Genomic DNA, 17,692 nt, shown 5'->3' on the forward strand with positions numbered 1-17,692 from the left:
CGGTCCTGAATCAGCACACCGTCCCCGAAGTGGTGTCGACTCGGGCAGGACGAAACGGCTATCCGGGGACCTCCCGTTCTCTCGGGTATGACATCTCTCGAGGTCGACCTCGAGTTCACCGACGGGTTGATTCCCGTCATCACCCAGGACGTCGAAACCGAGGAGGTGCTGATGTTCGCCTACGCCACCCGGGAGGCCGTCGAGCGGACCGTCGAGACCGATCGGGCCCACTACTACTCGCGGAGCCGCGACGAACTCTGGGAGAAAGGCCAAACCTCCGGCCATACCCAGTCTGTCGAAGAAATTCGGGTGGATTGTGACGGCGACACGGTGCTCTATCGCGTCGAGCAGACCGGCGGCGCCTGTCACACTGGCCATCACTCCTGTTTCTACCGAACGGCAGATGGAACCAACATCGGGGAGGTCGTTTTCGATCCAGATGCCGTCTACTGATAACACCGACGGCCAGTCGACCGAGGCCCTCCTCGAAGCACTCGCTGCGGCCCGACGCGAACGCGACGCGGCGGTCGAGCGCGTCGAGGCGGTCGGTGAGGCCCAACTCGAACGCCTGGAGTCCTTTCACGAGCAGTTCACCACGCTCCTGGGTCGCTACGAGGAGCGGGCCAGCGGCTCCGGTGACTTTCAGGCCTTCGTTGAGTTCCAGGAGCAACTGGAACTGTTCACCAACGAGTTGCCCGCGGACCTGCCAGAGCGGGAGACCTTCGAAGAAATCGACGACCGGCTTCAAAAGCGCCGGCTCACCGAGTCCGATTTCGAATGGGCGGGATCCCGACTTGAACCGGTCGAGGACCTGATTAGCCGACTGGAGGAACGTACTGAGGCCAACCGGCTGGTTGCGGCGACGAAAGGTGATATCCGGGACGCCATTCAAGAGACGCGGAACCGCATCGACCGGCTGGAAACGATCCGCTCGCTCGGGGCGGCGGACCTCGATGCCCCGGTCGAAGACCTTCGGGAACCGCTCGAGCGGTATAACGAGTCGGTACGCCAGGCCGTTACGGAGTTCCGTCGGTCCGCGCCGGCCCGGGATGTCCTTGGGGTCATGCAGCGTGCCCAGCGATTTCCACTGGTCCCGGTCCCGGAACCGCCTGAAGACCTGCAGGAGTACCTCGACTCGGCTCCAGTGGGCACCGAATCCATCCCGACACTCCTGGAGTACGCCGATTACTCGCGCTCGAAACTCGCCCATTACGTCGAGTCCCCGGCCACGTTCGCCCGGATCGTGGGCGGAAGCCGGACCTACCTGACCGGGATCGACGCCACCCCCCTTACGGTCGAGTGGCCCCCGCCCGCAGCCGAGACGCTGCGCTGGCGGGGCCGAGAACTCATTGCCGTACTCGATCGGTTCGCGCCCGACGAAACGATCGCTGCGTTCCGCTCGGCCTTCGAAATGGCCCGGACCGACCCGGATCGCTACGCCTCGCTGCGACTGACAGCTCGGGCGAAAACCCAACTCAGCGACGCGGAGCGAAACCGCGTTGCAGACGGCCGGATCGAGGCGGATCTGGCCGCCGCTCGCGAGCGGTTGGAAACGCTCCGAGACGCACTCGAGGACTGACCGACCGGTCGCCAGTACGAACCTTCTTAACCGATTGGGCAATACTCATTGGCGAATGGCTTCGGCCCGGGATCAGGAACTCACCGACAGATTCGAGACGTTCTTCCGCGAGTATAACAGCAGTGCGATCGCGGACCTCGCACGGCAGTTTCCCCGCGATGCGAAGTCCCTGGAGATCGATTATCAGGACCTCTTCCGGTTCGATCCGGACTTCGCGGACGACCTGTTGGAGACGCCAAATCGCTTCCTCGACGCCGCCGAGGAGGCGCTTCGGCTCTACGATCTGCCAGTCGACAAGGACCTCGCGAACGCCCACGTTCGGATCACAAACCTTCCCGAAGCGACCGAGATCAGGGCGATCCGGTCCGAACACCTCGGGACGCTCATTGCTATCCAGGGGATCGTGCGGAAGGCGACGAGCGTGAAACCCAAGATCGAACAGGCGGCCTTCGAGTGTCTGCGTTGTGGGACCGTCACGGTCGTCCCCCAGGCCGACGGCGACTTTCAGGACCCGTATCAGTGTGATGGCTGTGAACGGGAGGGTCCGTTCCAGTTTCTCACCGGCGCGAACGAGACGGAGTTCGTCGACGCCCAGAAACTCCGGATCCAGGAGAGCCCGGAGGGGCTTGGCGGTGGTGAAACCCCCGAGAACATCGACATGCATATCGAGGACGACATCACCGGTGAGGTGAGTCCGGGGGATCACGTCACCGCAACGGGCATCCTTCGGCTCGACGACAGCGACATCGACTCGACGGACTCTCGGGTATTTGATATGTACCTCGAGGGCGTCGACGTGACGATCGAGGACGAGGAGTTCGAGGAGATGGAGATCACCGATGCCGAGCGGGAGGAGATCATCCGTCTCTCGGAGGAACCGGACGTCTACGAGCGGATCATCGACTCCATCGCTCCGACCATTTACGGCTTTGAGGTGGCGAAACTCGCGATTGCGCTCCAGTTGTTCTCCGGGGTGACCAAACATCTCCCCGACGGAGCGAGAATTCGGGGGGACGTCCACATTCTCTTGGTCGGGGATCCGGGTACAGGTAAATGTGTTCGAGGGGAAACGAACGTCACGCTTGCAGACGGAACCCGGCGGGAGATCCGCGATATCGTCGAAGCGAACCTCGAATCACCAAAGCCGGTCGATGACGGTGTCTTCGCAGAGACTGACATCCCGGTCCTCTCGTTAGCTGAAGATGGGTCGATCCAGGAAGCGAGCGCGACGAAGGTCTGGAAGCGGGAGGCGCCGGAACAGATGTATCGGGTCTCCCTTTCGGATGGCTCGGAACTCGAAATCACTCCGTCACATCCACTTTTCACACTTACGAGATCGATACCAACGGCTGTGACTGGTGAGGAACTGTCGGAAGGGACGTTTGTTGCTGTCCCTCGAAACATGACCCAGACCGCCGATAATTCGCTTGCGGTCCCGTACCGCTCGGCACAATCGAACAATGCAGTCAGGGTTGACCTTCCGTCTGGATTGACTCCAGGTCTTGCTCGGTTGCTCGGATACATCATTGCCGAAGGGTATGCAGAGATCCGTGACGATAACACGGCGTATGTTGGGATCACGAACGAGGAGGAGGCGGTTCTCGAAGATGTCGAGACCCAGTTTGCGGAACTCGGACTGCCGGTGACGAAGCGACCGTCCCACCCAGGCAAGTCGGCCCAGGAATACATTTGCAATTCAAGCGAATTCGCTACGTTCCTCGAATCACTCGAGCCACGGCTGCTCGAAGGATCGGCCCACCAACGCGTGCCGGAAGCGGTATTCGAATCGTCGGAACCGGTTCGGGCGGATTTCCTCAAAGCGTATATCGAGGGAGAGGGTCACGTCTCAGTGAAGGAACGCGAGATTACGGTGGCCACGGTTAGCGATGAACTCCTCAAGGACGTACGATCGCTCCTCCTTTCCCTCGGCATACGTGGCCATTTCGAGGCGAAAGCGGGTGATTCCTACCGACTTCGAATTAGTGGCAGGGACTTCAACCGGTATAAATCGATGGTCGGTTTTGTCTCGGATCGAAAAACAGCTGCAAGCGAGGTGTTTGAGGAGACGCCACAGAACACGAATACGGATGTGATTCCGGATGTCGGACCGGAACTGCAAAGAATCAGAGAACGGCTCGCGCTCACGCAATCGGAATGTGGCATTCCTCGATCCACGTTCCAGCACTACGAGCGGGGCGATCGACATCCGGGACGCGACTCTCTGCGAGCGGTCATTTCGACTTTCGAATCCCGGTTGCAGGAATTAGAATCCGCACACGAAACGCTTGTGGAGGCCGATTGGGAGACTGTGGAATGCCTTCGACAGGAACTCGGCATCTCACAAACTGATTTGGCAAACGGCATCGGCGTCAAGCAGACAACTGTCTCGATGTACAGCCGGGGCGAAATAGTTCCGGATGGCGGCCGCGTACAGGATGCACGGGCCGTCCTGCGCGACCGAATTGAATCAGCACTCGCAGAAGCTGACTCCATTCGAGCCCTCTCTCGACTCGTTGAGGGAGACCTGGCGTGGGCGGAAATCACAGATATCGAGGAAGTTGACCCGGATTACGACTGGGTGTATGACCTGGAGGTCGAAGGGACCCATTCGTATCTCTCCAACAACGTCCTCTCGCACAACTCACAAATCCTTCAATATATCCGACATATCGCCCCGCGGTCAGTGTACACCTCCGGGAAGGGCAGCTCCGCGGCCGGGCTGACTGCGGCTGCCGTCAGGGACGATTTCGGCGACGGCCAGCAGTGGTCCCTCGAAGCCGGCGCGCTGGTCTTGGCTGACAAGGGTGTTGCAGCGGTCGACGAATTGGATAAAATGGCCCCGGACGATCGCTCGGCGATGCACGAAGCACTGGAGCAGCAATCGATTTCGATTTCCAAGGCCGGAATCAATGCCACCCTCAAATCTCGCTGTGCCCTGCTGGGCGCGGCCAACCCCGAACTCGGACGCTTCGACCGCTACGAAACCCCGGCCAACCAGATCGATCTCGAACCCGCCCTCATCTCCCGCTTTGACCTCATTTTCACGGTCACGGACCAGCCTGACCAGGAGAAGGACGCCAACCTCGCCGAGCACATCCTCCGCACCAACTACGCAGGCGAACTCAATACCCACCGCAACGAGGTCAGCACCTCGAACGTCTCCGCGGCGGACGTCGATACGGCGACTGAATCGGTCTCGCCGGCGATCGAGCCGGATCTGATGCGAAAGTACATCGCTTACGCACGGTCGACGTGCTTCCCGACGATGACCGACGCCGCGGAATCCCGTATTCGGGATTTCTACGTCGACCTCCGGGCCCAGGGGACGGGTGAGGACTCGCCGGTCCCGGTGACCGCCCGGAAACTGGAGGCCATCGTCCGCCTTGCGGAGGCCTCAGCCCGGGTCCGGCTGTCTGACACCGTCGAGACCGAAGACGCCGAGCGGGCCCTGGACATCGTCGATACGACGTTGAAGGAGATCGGCATGGACCCCGAGACCGGCCAGTACGACGCCGACGTGATCGAGACCGGTCAATCGAAGTCCCAACGGGATCGCATCCGCTCGATCAAGGAACTCATCTCCGAGATCGAGGCCGAGTTCGACGAGGGCGCGCCGATCGACGAGGTGCTGGCTCGGGCCGAGGAGATCGACATGGATCGCTCGAAAGCCGAACACGAGATCGATAAGCTGAAACAGCAGGGTGAGGTCTACGAACCGACGACCGAACACCTCCGAACGACCTGATCGGGATCCGAATGCTCATTGGGGCCCCACGACAGCACTCGTCATGGACCGCATCGCCGCGCTGCGAACCGTCGAGGAAGCCCTCTCGGCCTTCGAGGCCGGCGAGATCGATCTCGATACCATGGAGGCCCGGGTGCAGGGGACACTTCGGACCTACGCGACTGACTTCGAGGACGGCCAATTGTGTGCGTATCGGGCGACCGGCGAACCTGCCGTCGAGGGGCTGGTCGTCGTCGCGGAAACACCGGCTGGGGCCCGCGAACAGATCGCGGAACTGGTCGATACCGAACGCCCCACCATCGAGGTCGAGCGCGCGGACTAATCGAACCACTTTTTTGGCAGAGGGCACCGGGTTCAATCGTGTTGTTGGTCATTGCCTATTCGTCGGAAGCCCGCCAGAAACTCCGGAACACGGAGCGGGCATATCCCGAAGCCTTTCGGCGTCGGTTCGGTCGCGTCGCACTGCTCGCAGAGACCCATTTGGGCGCGTTTCTGGCACTTCGCCTGCGGGAGCGCCATGGGCCCGACGTGCAAGTCGCTCGCACTGAACCCCTCAACGAATTCAGTCACGTCCCCGGCTCAGTTAGAACGGCCGCAACTGCCTACGCAAACCGGGAGACTGCGGCGACCCCATACACGAAGTTCGCCGCGGGTACGGCTCACCCGTCGATCGATTCGCTCCGGGATCGCGAGTTATGAGAATCCAGGTGGGAGAGACGGACCGAGTGGGGCAAGCTATCGACCTTCGAGGGACACCGATTCGGGCCACCCGGCTCGCCGCGGCGATTCGTGATCCGGCCGATAGTCTGGTGATCGCCCCGCAACCGACGCCAGTTTACGACCATCTCGAGCCGATTCGGCCAGGGATGGAGTTCGACTGTCGGGTAGCGTTGGCCGCGGCCGGGCGTTCGCTCGGTCTCGAATCACCACATGCGACGGCGATAGCCCGGCTCGAACGACGTATCGAGTCGATCGACCTGGAGACACCCAACCTCCGGGCAGCGCGGCGGCGGGCAGCGGAAGCGGGCACGGACGTCGCAGCGTTAGAAGAGCAAGTCGCAAGAACGAGTGGCCGGGTGAACGCCCGGCAGGAGGCCGACCTCCCGGTCGAAGAACTCGAAGAGCGGCTCGCAGCGCTTACACGGGAGTTGACTGAGGCAGAGACAGAAGCCATCGCGGCACGTGAGGCACTTTCGCGCGCCGAATCGGAGGCCGCGGCGGCGCGGGACGACAGAGCAGACCGCTTGTCGCTCGTGGATCGGCGAGAGAACCGACGGCGGGCGGCTCGTGAGTGGTTTCTGGATGTCCTCGCTGGGCCGTTCGAACGGGCGCTGCAGGGGCTTCCAATCGGTGCCGAACCGGCCCCGCCCTCGGACTACACGGGGCCCAGTCAGGAAGCCGCGCTTGCGATCGCCAGAATTGCCGACCTGGCGGCCCCGGTGGTGCTCGTCGATGGCCCCTTCGAGATACCAGTCACCGCTCGGGCTGGCCTCGACGCGCCGGTGATTCTCGCGAGAGTTTAAATCGGGTTATCGGCCCAGGTCGGCCCATGGACTGTGTCACATCGACGACCGAGATCGGCGGCGCAACGCTCGTCTCGGTGATCGTCGAAAACCCACATGATGAACCCGCCAGGTACCGGCTGACAAACGAACTCGACGGTCCAGTGTGGCCCCCGCGACGCCGCGGGTATCCCGAACGGGGCTGGGACGAGTCCGGATACGAGGGTGTTCTCGGCCCGGGCGAACGGGACGCGCTTGGCTACGCTGTGCCTGCGAGTCCGGTCGACCCGCCTGCCAGGATCGCCTGGACCGAACCGGCCGAGGTACCCGAACCGTCCCGTGACACCAGATCGACCGCTCGCTCTTTTCGTGATCCGCGTCCCCCTCGCAGTGTCTTCACGAGCCCCCGGTGGGAGCGTGATTCGAACCCCTTGGAAACGGGTGATCGCCCGTGATCGTCACCGTCTGCGGGGGCAAGGGTGGTGTCGGCAAGAGCACGGTCTCGCTCAATCTCGCTGCGGCACTTGATGGGGTCGTCGTCGACGCCGACCTGGGGATGGCCGATCTTCCCACGGACGGTGGGCCGACGCTCCATGACGTGTTGGCAGGCCGGATCGACCCGCTCGACGCAGTCCGAACGGATTGGGCAGTCGGGGTTTTGCCGGCCGGTCGCTCACTTGCTGGGGCCCGGTCCGTGGAGCCAGCCGAGCTCAATCCGGTTCTCGAGACGCTGTCGGAAACCTACGAGTACGTGATCGTCGACGCGCCAGCCGGGTTCGACGCGGATGCGGCGCTGCCGATCGTCGCCGCGGATTGCTGTGTGCTTGTGACGACACCGGAGCCGGCGACCTTGGCGGATGCGGTCCGGACTCGTTCCCTGGCCAGGGAGTTGGGGACCGACCTCGGCGCCGTGGTGTTGAACCGAGCCGCTCAGACGCGAGACGCCGTCACGAAGACCCTGGGTGGCCCACAGGTGGCGGTGCCGACCCACCAGGACATTCACGAGGCACAGCAGTCCGGGTTGCCGGTCTCGTATACTGATGCCGATCCGGAGCCAGTCCAGCGATTCGAATCGGTGGCCGACCGGCTTCGAACCGTGGCTCGCGACCGGCGAACTGGCACTCTCACAACTGGCGGCGCGAAGAACAGTTAGTCCGAAAAAACCTGAGCGGCGGATCTGAGGGTTACGGGGGTGACATCGGCCAACTTGGCGGCTTCGGCTTGGGTTGGACCGTCCTTTTCGACTGACGTGACGGTGTACAGCGCCGCTGCGGCCACACCGCTCGGATTGCGGCCGCCGATGTCGGCTTGGTTTGTCGCTTCGAGACGGCGTCGTGCAGCCGCTTCGACGTCTGGCCCGAGGTCCAGTTCCGTGGCGAACCGAGGCAGGTATTCGGCCGGATCGATCGGGCCGGTTTGCAACCCGAGGTTGCGGTTCATCGCGTCGTAGGCCGCCTGGAACTCATCGTGGGTGGCTTTGGCGGTGCCCGTGATCTCTTCAGTGGTCCGGGAGAGGCCGTTCGTCCGGCACACTGCGTAGACTGCTGCAGCGGCGAACCCTTCGAGTGAGCGTCCTGGCAGCAGGTCTTGGTTTTGGGCTGTCTCAAAGAGCACGCAGGCCTGGTCGCGGATATCGGTCGGAAGGGAGAGTGCCGAAGTAACTCGACGGATTTCGGTGAAGCCGTAGATCTGGTTGCGCTCGGCGGTCGAGCTGACTTTCGCCCGGTCGTGTTGGCGGCGCATGCGACTGAGCCGCCGGCGTTTGCGCCCGGAGAGCCGCGTCGAGTGACCGATCTCGGTGGAGAGTCCACGATCGTGGCGGGACCGGGAAAGGGGCGCGCCAGTCCGGCGCCGATCCTCTTCGTCGTCGAAGTTCCGCCATTCCGGCCCGCGATCGAGCCGGTCCTCCTCGACCACCAGGCCACACTCGCGACAGACTGTCTCGGTTCCATCGACGCGCAACGAGCCGGCACATTCGGGACAGGTCTGAGTCGTGTCGGTGACGCTCATCACATCTAATACTTGACTCCGATTGGGTATTTAAGGGAGGGCTGAACCGGGGGACAAACCTTGAGACGGCGACCTGGAACCGAACGGTTACCGGTAGGTTCCCGGTCAAATATATTAGAACACTAACTATCATACGAAGGTTTTTGAACGGCCACGTCCCAAGCCCGAGCATGTCGCTTTCGGATATCGCCGAGGGAGTCGCCACGACCCGGTCCCAACAGGACCGGGGCGTCGCGGTCGTGGACCGGGCGAGCGGGTCGCTTTCGACAGTCCTCGAGGAGTATGCGTCGGCCCTTCCATGTGGCGCGGACCAGGCTGCGACACTAATCACCGCATACCGCGGGGGACAGAGCGTCGATGCGGCGGGGACGGCGGCTGGGGTCCCACCGGTTACCGCCGCGAAGATCCTCTATCGCCTCGGGTTCGAGGGCCTTTCTCCGCTCTCACCGCTTCAGCGCGACATCTGCCGGGACTGGCTCGCCGGCGACCTCTCACGAACCGACGCCCAGGAACTCGTGGACGTGGGCGATCGTGCATTCGCGCTCGGGGCCTACATCGAGACCCACGACCCGATTTCGGGGGCCGAAGAGGCGATCGAAGACGCCCAGGCCTCGAGCGAGGACGCGATGGTCGAAAAGCGGGACGCGTTGGCCGAGACGATGACCGCCGCCAACGACTTCCTTTAGGGTCGGAGCCGGTCGCCAAGATTTTCTAACCGGTCGAGGGCGCCCTCCGGTTCCGGGGCCTTGACAGTCACCGGGAGCACTGCCTCAGTTGCCTGCGCTACAGCGCTGGTGAACGAACTGCCGCTTTCGAGGGTGGCCGGTCGGTGGGCTGGCGCTCCATCGGGAAGCACCGGAAGATGGGCATCAGCATCCGGTGGGACGTCGCCGGCTCCCACGGCGAGTACGTCGTCGAAGGCGGTTCCCACGTCAGCGAGCCGCCCTCGCTCGCGCTGGAGTGCATCGATACCCCGCTCGGTGGGCGGAATGACTGCGATGGTCCGATCGGTCGCCGTGACGGCCCCGATGGCCTGGTTCGAGACGACCGGTGGCACATCGAGGAGTACCCAATCGGCCCGTTCGGTCGCCGCTTCGAGCCGGTCGCCCACCCGGGCCCCCGCGGTTTCGGTTTTTGCCGCCGCGATCTTGACGAACGGTGAGACCGCTGGAATCACTCCGAGTTTACCGTCCCCGTCGACACGCACGTCGTGGATCGTTTCCTCGAGGTCGTGTTCAGGATCGGCTAGCAGGGCCGCCGAATCGACAGGAACGGTCCCGTCCACATGCCGGCTGAGACCCTGCATGGCGAAATCCAGGTCGATGACCAGGACTGACGCCCCGGTACTGGCGAGCAGGCCCCCGATTTCCAGCACTGATCGCGTGGTTCCGATGCCGCCAACTGTGCCGACGAATCCAACACTCGTTCCAGCCATAACTCCCCGCAAGCGGTGGGGTCGGAAAAATCCCCGTTTCTCACAGCCGGGTTGCAATCGACGCGGCGATGTCTTCGGGCTCTTCCTCGGGTGGGCTTTGTCGGGGAAGGACTGCATGAATCGGCCCACCCCCGTCGCCCCTCGACCTGGGGATGATGTGGCCGTGAACGTGCGGGACTTCTTGGCCCGCGGCCCGGCCGTTGTTGAACCCGACCGTGGTGGCATCGGCGTCGACAGCGTCCTCGATTGCCGGTGCGAGGACTCGAAGCTGGTCCAGTATCGCCCGGCCGGTCTCCGGGTCCATGTCTTCGAGTCGCGTTGCATGCGTGCGTGGGATTACGAGTGTGTGGCCCGGCGAGAGCGGGTTGGCATCGAGGAAGGCAATGGTCTGTTCGTCCTCGGTAATTTTCGCCGCCGTGGCCTCTCCGGCGGCGATCCGACAGAAGATGCAGGATTCGGGCATGTCTCCGGTTTGCTGGTGGGTGCACAAAAACATTAATTGGGCGGATGTGGCCCGCGGACCGATTATCATTTTACCCGGGAGCGATTGGCACTCCGTATGACACACTTCGCCGGGGATGTCCCCGATCAGTACGACCCGCAGGCTGTCGAGGAGCGGGTCTTTGCGTACTGGGACGACGTGGACGCATATGAGGCGACCAAAGACCATCGGGCCGACGGCGAGGACTTCTTCTTCGTCGACGGGCCGCCTTACACCTCCGGAGCCGCCCATATGGGCACGACCTGGAACAAGACGCTAAAGGACGCTCACTTGCGGTTCCGGCGGATGCAGGGTTACAACGTGACCGATCGCCCGGGCTATGACATGCACGGCCTGCCCATCGAGACGAAAGTCGAGGAGAAACTCGACTTCGAGAACAAACAGGACATCGAGGCCTTCGGCGAACAGCGGTTCATCGAGGAGTGCAAGGCCTTCGCGGAGGAGCAACTCGAAGGCCTGCAAACCGATTTCCAGTCCTTCGGGGTCTGGATGGACTGGGAGAACCCGTACAAAACAGTCGACCCCGAGTACATGGAGGCCGCCTGGTGGGCGTTCGACCAGGCCCACGACCGTGGTCTCGTCGAGCAGGGCCAGCGCTCGATAAACCAGTGTCCCCGCTGTCAGACCGCGATCGCGAACAACGAGGTCGAGTACGAGGATGTGACCGACCCGTCGATCTACGTGAAATTCCCGCTCTCCGATCGCGAGGGCTCGCTCGTCATCTGGACGACCACCCCCTGGACCATCCCAGCGAACACCTTCGTGGCGGTCGACGAAGACCTGAGCTATGCCGCCGTCGAGGCTGAGAAGAGGGAGGCGCAACGCGCCTCGAATCGAAGCGGTGAAGCCGCGGAGAAAGACGTGCTCTATCTCGAGGAATCACTCGTCGAGGACGTTCTCGAGGCCGGTCGATACAGCGACTACGAGGTCCTTTCGACCCACTCCGGCGAGGAGTTGGTCGGGTGGGAGTACGACCACCCGCTCCGCGAGCAAGTCCCGGACGCCCCGGACTTCGAGGGCGCTGGGCAGGTCTACACCGCGGATTATGTGGAAGCCGAAGACACGGGACTGGTTCACTCTGCGCCCGGCCACGGGGAAGTCGACTTCGAGCGCGGGACGGAACTGGGCCTGGAGATCTTCTGTCCGGTGGGGGAGGACGGCGCGTTTGACGACCGGGCGGGGGCCTACGCCGGGGAATACGTCAAGGACGCCGACGAGCAGATCATCGCAGATCTGGAGGAAAACGGCGCCCTCCTTGCCCAGGAGACCGAACACCACTCCTACGGGCACTGCTGGCGGTGTGATACCCCGATCATTCAGATCGTCACCGACCAGTGGTACATCACGATCACCGACGTGAAAGACGACCTCCTCGAGAACATCGAGGAGACCGAGTGGCACCCCGAATGGGCCCGTGACAGTCGGTTCCGGGACTTCGTCGAGGAGGCCCCGGACTGGAACGTGTCCCGCCAGCGGTACTGGGGCATCCCCATTCCGATCTGGATCCCGGAGGACTGGAATGGCACGATGGAGGAGGCACTCGTGATCGGCACCCGCGAGGAACTGGCCGACCGGGTCGATCAGGACGTCAATCCCGAGTCCGTTGACCTCCATAAAGGGAGCGTTGATGACCTGACGATCAGCAAGGAAGGCCGGACGTACACCCGTGTTCCGGACGTGTTCGACGTCTGGCTCGACTCCTCGGTGGCCTCCTGGGGGACGCTTGGCTATCCCACCGATAAAGCGACCTTTGAGGAGCTCTGGCCGGCGGATCTGATTATGGAAGCCCACGACCAGACCCGGGGCTGGTTCTGGTCGCAGTTGGGCATGGGCACCGCCGCGCTCGATCAGGTCCCCTACCACGAAGTGTTGATGCACGGACACGCGTTGATGCCCGACGGCCGGGCGATGTCCAAGTCCAAGAACATCACCGTCGATCCGGGCGAGGTCATGGACGAGTACGGTGCGGACCCCATGCGGTTGTTCCTCCTCTCGGTCTCCGCCCAGGGTGATGACATGCGCTTCTCGTGGGAGGGGACCGAGACGATGCAGCGAGACCTCAACATCCTCTGGAACGCCTTCCGGTTCCCGCTGCCCTACATGGAGATGGACGACATCGACCCGCTGGCACTTGACGTGTCAAGGGAGCCCCTCGAACGGATCGACCGCTGGCTGCTCTCACGGCTCCAGACCGTCGAGGCGACCGCCGATGAAGCCTGGGCGGACTTCGAGCAGGACCGGGCGCTGGATACGATCCTCGAATTCATCGTCGAGGACGTCTCGCGATACTACATTCAGGTGGTTCGCGAGCGGATGTGGGATCCCGAGGAAAGCGGCTCGAAGCGAGCCGCCTATGCGACCCTGTCCCATGTCTTGCAGGAGGCTATCGCCCTTTTGGCCCCGTATGCGCCCTTTGTCACTGAAGAACTCTACCAACGGCTTACGGCTGGGAAGGGGCTTACCTCTGTTCACATGCTCGATTGGCCCGAACCCGACGGTAACCTGCGCGATTCTTCGCTCGAGGAGGCGATCGCCCACGTCAGGGCCATCGAGGAGGCCGGTTCGCGGGCCCGCCAGGATGCGGGTCGGAAGCTTCGCTGGCCGGTGACCCGGGTCGTAGTTGACGCCGACTCGGACTCGGTCGTGGAGACGCTGTCGGATCACGACGATCTCCTGGCCGAGCGACTGAACGCCCGGACGATCGAGGTGGTCGAGCCTGGGTCGGATTGGGAGGAACTTCGGTACACGGCAACAGCGGACATGAGCGAACTGGGGCCTGCGTTTGGAGACAAGGCCCATGACGTGATGGAAGCGCTCAACGACGCCCACATCTCGGAGCCGGATCTCGAGGCACTCGAACAATCGGTGACCACGGACCTCGGGGAGTCGGTCACGCTCTCCGAGTCGATGGTCTCCTTCGAAGAGGTGCCGCCGGAATCGGTCGCAGGAACTGACTTCGAAGGGGGCCGGGTGTATGTTGACGCCGAACTCACCCGGGACGTGGAAAGCGAGGGCTACGCTCGCGAGATCATTCGTCGGGCCCAGGAGATGCGCAAGACCCTCGATCTGGACATGGATGCCTCGGTCCGCCTGGAGATCGTGATCTACGACGAAGGGGTCGCCAAACTCGTCGCCGAGCACGAGGACCTGATCACCGAGGAGGTCCGGGCGATCGAAATCGACGACGTTGAGGATGGACACCGCGAGTCCTGGGACGTCGAAGGCTCGAAGGTTGAACTGGCGATCGATCCGGCCGAGTAACCAGGTTCAGTCCTGGAGCAGGTCGGCGATAACCGGGGCGACGCTGACTTCTGAAACCGACCGTTCGATCGTATCGGTGCCGTAGACGGCTTTAACGCCCGCATTGGCGAGTTTGGCCAGCGCGCCGTCGACCAGAAGCGGGTGGACGGCTCCGACGAACACCCGCGCTGGCTCTTCGCCAAGGGCGTCGATGGCAGCGCTCATCGTGCGACCCGTGGCGATGATGTCGTCGACGACGACCAGGTCTCGGCCCGCGACGTCGAGGGTCGCCGGTGTGATTTCGACGGCGCCGGTTTCTCTGTCCCGGTGTTTCTCGAAGGCGTCCGTTTCGCCAGTGCCGTAGGCGTCTCGAACGGTTTTTGCGAGGTCGATAGCGCCGCGATCCGGGGCGAGGAAGATCGGGTCGGTGAGATCGGCCGGAAGCGGCTCGGCCAATCGACCGGCCGCGTCGAGCATCTCGCATGGGACGGGGAAGAACTCTCGAATCGCCGGTTCGTGGGGACTGACAGTGAGCACCCGGTCCGTACCGGACCCGATAGCCTTGGCCATGGCTCGGGCGGTGACCGGTTGGCCCGATTCGAAGGCCCGGTCCTGGCGTGCATAGCCCATGTAGGGGATGACGGTCAGGACTTCGTCGGCGCCGGCCTCGCGGACGGCGTCCTGGAGCTGGAGCAACTGGATGTGTGCGTCACTCGACCCGGTGGCGGCGACGACGATTGCGCGCCCGTCCTGGGGTGGGACTTCGACCAGCAGTTCTCCGTCGGCAAACCGCCGGTATTCGACTTCGGCGAGGGGCTCGTCGATTTCGGTGGCGAGTTCGGCGGCCACCGCTTGGGAGGAGGACCCTGGAACGATCATGTGAAGGGGATTGGGTGGGGTTGGCTTACACGTTATGATGGGCGAGACGGCGATTCGGGGTTTTCACAACGGCTTTGGGGGTGCCTGTCCTCCCCTCTGATAATGCAGGTATTCGGGTCCAGCGGCACCCGGGGACGGGTTACCGAGGAGTTGACACCCGACTTTGTCCTTCGGGTTGCAGCCGCGGCCGGCACCGTGTGGGGAGTTGATCGGGTCGCGCTGGGGCGGGACACGCGATTGACCGGGCCGATGCTCGTCAACACGGCCGCGAGCGGGCTTGCGAGCGTGGGCGCGGACGTGGATCGGTTGGGAATCGTTCCGACGCCGGCGCTCCAGTCCTACGCCGCGGACGAGGGGGTCCCGGGGGTCATGATCACTGCCTCGCACAATCCGCCGGCGTACAACGGCATCAAACTCGTCGGGGCGGACGGCGTCGAACTGTCGGTCGAACGGCTGGAAGCGATCGAATCGGCGCTTTTGGACGACGATCCGGCGTATGCGGACTGGGACATGACAGGCCGGGACCGGACGGTCGAGTGGGCAGGGCGGGCCTATATTCGGGAGCTGTTGGGGGCCGCCGACCGGGAGGCGATTGCTGCGGCCGACTTGACTGTGGCCCTGGACCCGGGCCACGGAGCGGGGGCTCTGACGAGTCCCGAGTTCTTCCGCGAGTTGGGTTGTTCGGTGCACACGGTGAACGCCCATCCGGACGGGCACTTCCCGGGACGGGATCCGGAGCCGGTCGAAACGAACCTCTCGGATCTGGGTCACCTCGTTCGGGCCACCGACGCTGACGTGGGTGTGGCCCACGACGGGGACGCCGATCGGGCGATTTTCTTCGACGAAACCGGGTCGTACATCGAGGGGGACGCCACGCTGGCCGCACTCGCGGATGCAACGCTTTCGGCCGGTGACACCACGGTCTCGGCGGTCAATGTCTCCCAGCGACTGGTCGACGTGGCGGCCGCAACTGGAGCCGACCTGGAGCTGACACCCATTGGGAGCACCCGGATCATGACCCGGATCCGTGAACTCCAGCAAGCCGGGGAGCGGGTGCCGGTGGCGGGGGAGGGCAACGGCGGCGTGATCTTTCCGGCCTATCGCATCAACCGGGATGGGGCGTACACGGCGGCACGGTTCCTGGAACTCATTACGGAGGCCTCGGCCAGCGAGGTCGTCGCCCCGTACAACGGCTACGCAAACGTCCGCAGGAACGTGCACTACAAGGACGAGGCCGAACGGGCCACGCTCGTGGAGCGGGCTGGGGAGTGGGCCAGAGGGACGGAGGGCGAGGTGACGACTATCGATGGCTACCGGGTCGATTTCGGGGACGCGTGGGTTCTGGCGCGGCCGAGCGGGACCGAACCGGTCGTGCGGGTGTATGCGGAGGCTCACGAGCGCGAGCGAGCGACCGAACTGGTCGACCGGTTGGTCGAGGTGCTCGAAGCGGCCGCCGCGAGCGGTGGGTAAAAGGAGACGCGCCTCGAACAGCGATGCAGTTAGTTACCGATCGGCTCCGGCCGATCCTGTGATCCCAAATGAGCTACCATTCCGAGAAAACCTACAGCGAAAGCGTGGAGATGTATCTCAAGGAGATCTACCTGTTGTCTCGGGACGGTGATCCCGCAGCGACCGGGGCGATCGCCGATCGCCTGGGGGTCTCGCCACCGAGTGTCACCGACCGCCTCAATCACCTCACTGAACTGGGTTTGGTCACTTACGAGAAACACCGTGGGGCCTCCCTCACGGACCAGGGCGAGACGGAGGCGGTTGCGCTCCTGCGCAAACACTGTCGGATCGAGCGCTTCCTCGTCCAGGAACTGGGGGTGACCGAGGGCTTTCACGAGGAGGCGTGTCGGCTGGAACACGCGACCACGGATGAAGTCGCCAAGCGGTTGGACCGGTTTGTCGAGTTGCCCGAGGAGTGTCCGGACTGTTATGACCCGGAGGCCCAGCACTGCAGTCACCTCTCGCCGTGAGAGATGCCAAGGACTATCACGCCACCTCTCAGAGAACAGGTATGACATGGTCGCTGCCCTCGCGAGGGGTGCTTTTTGGCGCGCTCATCATCGTGGGGCTGATTGTGCTCTCCCAGTCCCAGTACGGTGACGCCTTCGAGTCATTGTTGTACGTCAGCTATGGCATTGCGATTCCGGTGCTTTTCGTGGTCATCATCATCGCGGGCATTTATTTCAGCATTCGGCATTTTGTGAGCGGTTGAACCCAGAAGACCCAAGCGGGTGGCAGTTCTTGGGCGGATATGGACTGGGATTCGATCCGGGAACTTTTGCCCCACTACCTGGCGCTTATCGTCATCCTCACGGTACTGTTGACCGGGCTGACACTCTTCTGGCCCGGCGGCGAGCCGAGCATCTGGGTTCAGATCGGCCTGGCGGTCGTTCTCGGTCTGGCCTACCCGACTGCAGTGCGGTACCTGGGCTACGCCCCGGCGGCGTGGGAGTGAAACGCGGTCGGTGAACGGTCGGGTTTTGGTCGGTATGGGTCTGTGACACCTTTTACTCCTCTATCCGCATGATTATCCGTGGTCGGACCATAAATTCGGTAAGCGTCGGGCATTAGGACCCCCACTTGGTGGCGGTCCAGGGAATCCGGACGTACATACCATGATAGACACACAACTCGGCGAAACACTGGACAAGCGTGGCGTGTCACCGGTCATCGGAGTCATTCTGATGGTGGCAATTACCGTGATTCTGGCCGCGGTTATCGGGAGTTTCGTGCTCGGAATTGGTGGGGATATTCAACAGGCGCCCCAAGCGAGTCTTACGATGCAGGATGC

Annotated in this window: 19 protein-coding genes; 15 read left to right on the forward strand and 4 right to left on the reverse strand. The window is 63.3% G+C overall.

Translation table 11 applies throughout. From position 1 onward, the window contains the following. Positions 1-87: 87 nt before the first annotated feature. From hisI to V5A26_RS06105, 8 genes are read left to right on the forward strand one after another with little or no spacing between them, the layout of a single operon-like run. Positions 88-453, forward strand: coding sequence for a phosphoribosyl-AMP cyclohydrolase (gene hisI / locus V5A26_RS06070; RefSeq protein ID WP_332320548.1), 366 nt, complete (start codon positions 88-90; stop codon positions 451-453). Further along, positions 440-1,579 carry a DUF7118 family protein gene (locus V5A26_RS06075; protein ID WP_332320547.1) on the forward strand — a complete coding sequence of 380 codons (1,140 nt, stop codon included), beginning with the start codon at positions 440-442 and terminating at the stop codon, positions 1,577-1,579. The genes hisI and V5A26_RS06075 overlap by 14 nt, the downstream gene beginning before the upstream one ends. A gap of 55 nt (positions 1,580-1,634) precedes the next feature. Then, a complete protein-coding gene (locus V5A26_RS06080) occupies positions 1,635-5,324 on the forward strand; it encodes an LAGLIDADG family homing endonuclease (protein WP_332320546.1) in 3,690 nt (1,229 codons plus the stop codon). A gap of 43 nt (positions 5,325-5,367) precedes the next feature. Then, positions 5,368-5,646, forward strand: a complete 279-nt coding sequence (locus V5A26_RS06085; protein WP_332320545.1) for a DUF7854 family protein — start codon at positions 5,368-5,370, stop codon at positions 5,644-5,646. Positions 5,647-5,684: 38 nt separating this feature from the next. Beyond that, the gene (locus tag V5A26_RS06090; protein ID WP_332320544.1) at positions 5,685-6,023 is read left to right on the forward strand and encodes a DUF7855 family protein; all 339 of its coding nucleotides are present in this window, start codon (positions 5,685-5,687) and stop codon (positions 6,021-6,023) included. Continuing rightward, complete coding sequence (locus V5A26_RS06095) at positions 6,020-6,847, forward strand: DUF7856 family protein (protein ID WP_332320543.1); 828 nt, start codon at positions 6,020-6,022, stop codon at positions 6,845-6,847. Before V5A26_RS06090 ends, V5A26_RS06095 begins: the two co-directional genes overlap by 4 nt. 26 nt (positions 6,848-6,873) lie before the next feature. Next, positions 6,874-7,281, forward strand: a complete 408-nt coding sequence (locus V5A26_RS06100) for a DUF7857 domain-containing protein (RefSeq protein ID WP_332320542.1) — start codon at positions 6,874-6,876, stop codon at positions 7,279-7,281. Continuing rightward, entirely contained in the window at positions 7,278-7,979 is a 702-nt protein-coding gene (locus tag V5A26_RS06105; protein WP_332320541.1) for a MinD/ParA family ATP-binding protein, read from the forward strand. The genes V5A26_RS06100 and V5A26_RS06105 overlap by 4 nt, the downstream gene beginning before the upstream one ends. Here the strand turns inward: V5A26_RS06105 and V5A26_RS06110 are convergent. Then, a complete protein-coding gene (locus V5A26_RS06110; protein WP_332322271.1) occupies positions 7,976-8,836 on the reverse strand; it encodes a transcription initiation factor IIB in 861 nt (286 codons plus the stop codon). The two genes, V5A26_RS06105 and V5A26_RS06110, sit on opposite strands and share 4 nt — an antisense overlap. A gap of 170 nt (positions 8,837-9,006) precedes the next feature. On the opposite strand from V5A26_RS06110, the gene V5A26_RS06115 reads away from it, so the two are divergent. Beyond that, complete coding sequence (locus V5A26_RS06115) at positions 9,007-9,522, forward strand: DUF7858 family protein (protein ID WP_332320539.1); 516 nt, start codon at positions 9,007-9,009, stop codon at positions 9,520-9,522. On the opposite strand, the gene V5A26_RS06120 is transcribed toward V5A26_RS06115, so the two are convergent. Continuing rightward, the gene (locus tag V5A26_RS06120; protein ID WP_332320538.1) at positions 9,519-10,271 is read right to left on the reverse strand and encodes a ParA family protein; all 753 of its coding nucleotides are present in this window, start codon (positions 10,269-10,271) and stop codon (positions 9,519-9,521) included. The two genes, V5A26_RS06115 and V5A26_RS06120, sit on opposite strands and share 4 nt — an antisense overlap. A 40-nt stretch (positions 10,272-10,311) precedes the next feature. Continuing rightward, the gene (locus V5A26_RS06125) at positions 10,312-10,734 is read right to left on the reverse strand and encodes an HIT family protein (RefSeq protein ID WP_332320537.1); all 423 of its coding nucleotides are present in this window, start codon (positions 10,732-10,734) and stop codon (positions 10,312-10,314) included. A 96-nt stretch (positions 10,735-10,830) separates the two neighbouring features. Between V5A26_RS06125 and ileS the strand changes: the two genes are divergently transcribed. Then, complete coding sequence (ileS, locus tag V5A26_RS06130) at positions 10,831-14,034, forward strand: isoleucine--tRNA ligase (protein ID WP_332320536.1); 3,204 nt, start codon at positions 10,831-10,833, stop codon at positions 14,032-14,034. 6 nt (positions 14,035-14,040) lie between these two features. On the opposite strand, the gene prs is transcribed toward ileS, so the two are convergent. Further along, complete coding sequence (gene prs, locus V5A26_RS06135; protein ID WP_332320535.1) at positions 14,041-14,892, reverse strand: ribose-phosphate diphosphokinase; 852 nt, start codon at positions 14,890-14,892, stop codon at positions 14,041-14,043. A 102-nt stretch (positions 14,893-14,994) separates the two neighbouring features. Between prs and glmM the strand changes: the two genes are divergently transcribed. The 5 genes from glmM to V5A26_RS06160 form a co-directional block, all read left to right on the forward strand. Then, positions 14,995-16,362, forward strand: coding sequence for a phosphoglucosamine mutase (gene glmM, locus V5A26_RS06140; RefSeq protein ID WP_332320534.1), 1,368 nt, complete (start codon positions 14,995-14,997; stop codon positions 16,360-16,362). A gap of 68 nt (positions 16,363-16,430) precedes the next feature. Then, positions 16,431-16,871: a metal-dependent transcriptional regulator gene (locus V5A26_RS06145; protein WP_332320533.1), complete on the forward strand. Its 441-nt coding sequence runs from the start codon at positions 16,431-16,433 to the stop codon at positions 16,869-16,871. A gap of 41 nt (positions 16,872-16,912) precedes the next feature. Next, entirely contained in the window at positions 16,913-17,113 is a 201-nt protein-coding gene (locus V5A26_RS06150) for a hypothetical protein (RefSeq protein ID WP_332320532.1), read from the forward strand. A 39-nt stretch (positions 17,114-17,152) separates the two neighbouring features. After that, complete coding sequence (locus V5A26_RS06155) at positions 17,153-17,356, forward strand: hypothetical protein (protein ID WP_332320531.1); 204 nt, start codon at positions 17,153-17,155, stop codon at positions 17,354-17,356. 160 nt (positions 17,357-17,516) lie between these two features. Next, a partial coding sequence (locus V5A26_RS06160; RefSeq protein WP_332320630.1) for a type IV pilin N-terminal domain-containing protein occupies positions 17,517-17,692 on the forward strand: 176 nt, incomplete at its 3' end.

This window comes from Halodesulfurarchaeum sp. (assembly GCF_036626455.1).
Taxonomy (GTDB): domain Archaea; phylum Halobacteriota; class Halobacteria; order Halobacteriales; family Halobacteriaceae; genus Halodesulfurarchaeum.

Bases quoted from the DNA above. Each gene is read 5' to 3' on its own strand.
- V5A26_RS06095 (WP_332320543.1), top strand. From the start codon at position 6,020: ATGAGAATCCAGGTGGGAGAGACGGACCGAGTGGGGCAAGCTATCGAC.
- V5A26_RS06125 (WP_332320537.1), bottom strand. From the start codon at position 10,734: ATGCCCGAATCCTGCATCTTCTGTCGGATCGCCGCCGGAGAGGCCACG.
- V5A26_RS06080 (WP_332320546.1), top strand. From the start codon at position 1,635: ATGGCTTCGGCCCGGGATCAGGAACTCACCGACAGATTCGAGACGTTC.
- glmM (WP_332320534.1), top strand. From the start codon at position 14,995: ATGCAGGTATTCGGGTCCAGCGGCACCCGGGGACGGGTTACCGAGGAG.
- V5A26_RS06075 (WP_332320547.1), top strand. From the start codon at position 440: ATGCCGTCTACTGATAACACCGACGGCCAGTCGACCGAGGCCCTCCTC.
- V5A26_RS06110 (WP_332322271.1), bottom strand. From the start codon at position 8,836: ATGAGCGTCACCGACACGACTCAGACCTGTCCCGAATGTGCCGGCTCG.
- ileS (WP_332320536.1), top strand. From the start codon at position 10,831: ATGACACACTTCGCCGGGGATGTCCCCGATCAGTACGACCCGCAGGCT.
- V5A26_RS06085 (WP_332320545.1), top strand. From the start codon at position 5,368: ATGGACCGCATCGCCGCGCTGCGAACCGTCGAGGAAGCCCTCTCGGCC.
- prs (WP_332320535.1), bottom strand. From the start codon at position 14,892: ATGATCGTTCCAGGGTCCTCCTCCCAAGCGGTGGCCGCCGAACTCGCC.
- V5A26_RS06115 (WP_332320539.1), top strand. From the start codon at position 9,007: ATGTCGCTTTCGGATATCGCCGAGGGAGTCGCCACGACCCGGTCCCAA.
- V5A26_RS06120 (WP_332320538.1), bottom strand. From the start codon at position 10,271: ATGGCTGGAACGAGTGTTGGATTCGTCGGCACAGTTGGCGGCATCGGA.
- V5A26_RS06100 (WP_332320542.1), top strand. From the start codon at position 6,874: ATGGACTGTGTCACATCGACGACCGAGATCGGCGGCGCAACGCTCGTC.
- hisI (WP_332320548.1), top strand. From the start codon at position 88: ATGACATCTCTCGAGGTCGACCTCGAGTTCACCGACGGGTTGATTCCC.
- V5A26_RS06145 (WP_332320533.1), top strand. From the start codon at position 16,431: ATGAGCTACCATTCCGAGAAAACCTACAGCGAAAGCGTGGAGATGTAT.
- V5A26_RS06150 (WP_332320532.1), top strand. From the start codon at position 16,913: ATGACATGGTCGCTGCCCTCGCGAGGGGTGCTTTTTGGCGCGCTCATC.
- V5A26_RS06155 (WP_332320531.1), top strand. From the start codon at position 17,153: ATGGACTGGGATTCGATCCGGGAACTTTTGCCCCACTACCTGGCGCTT.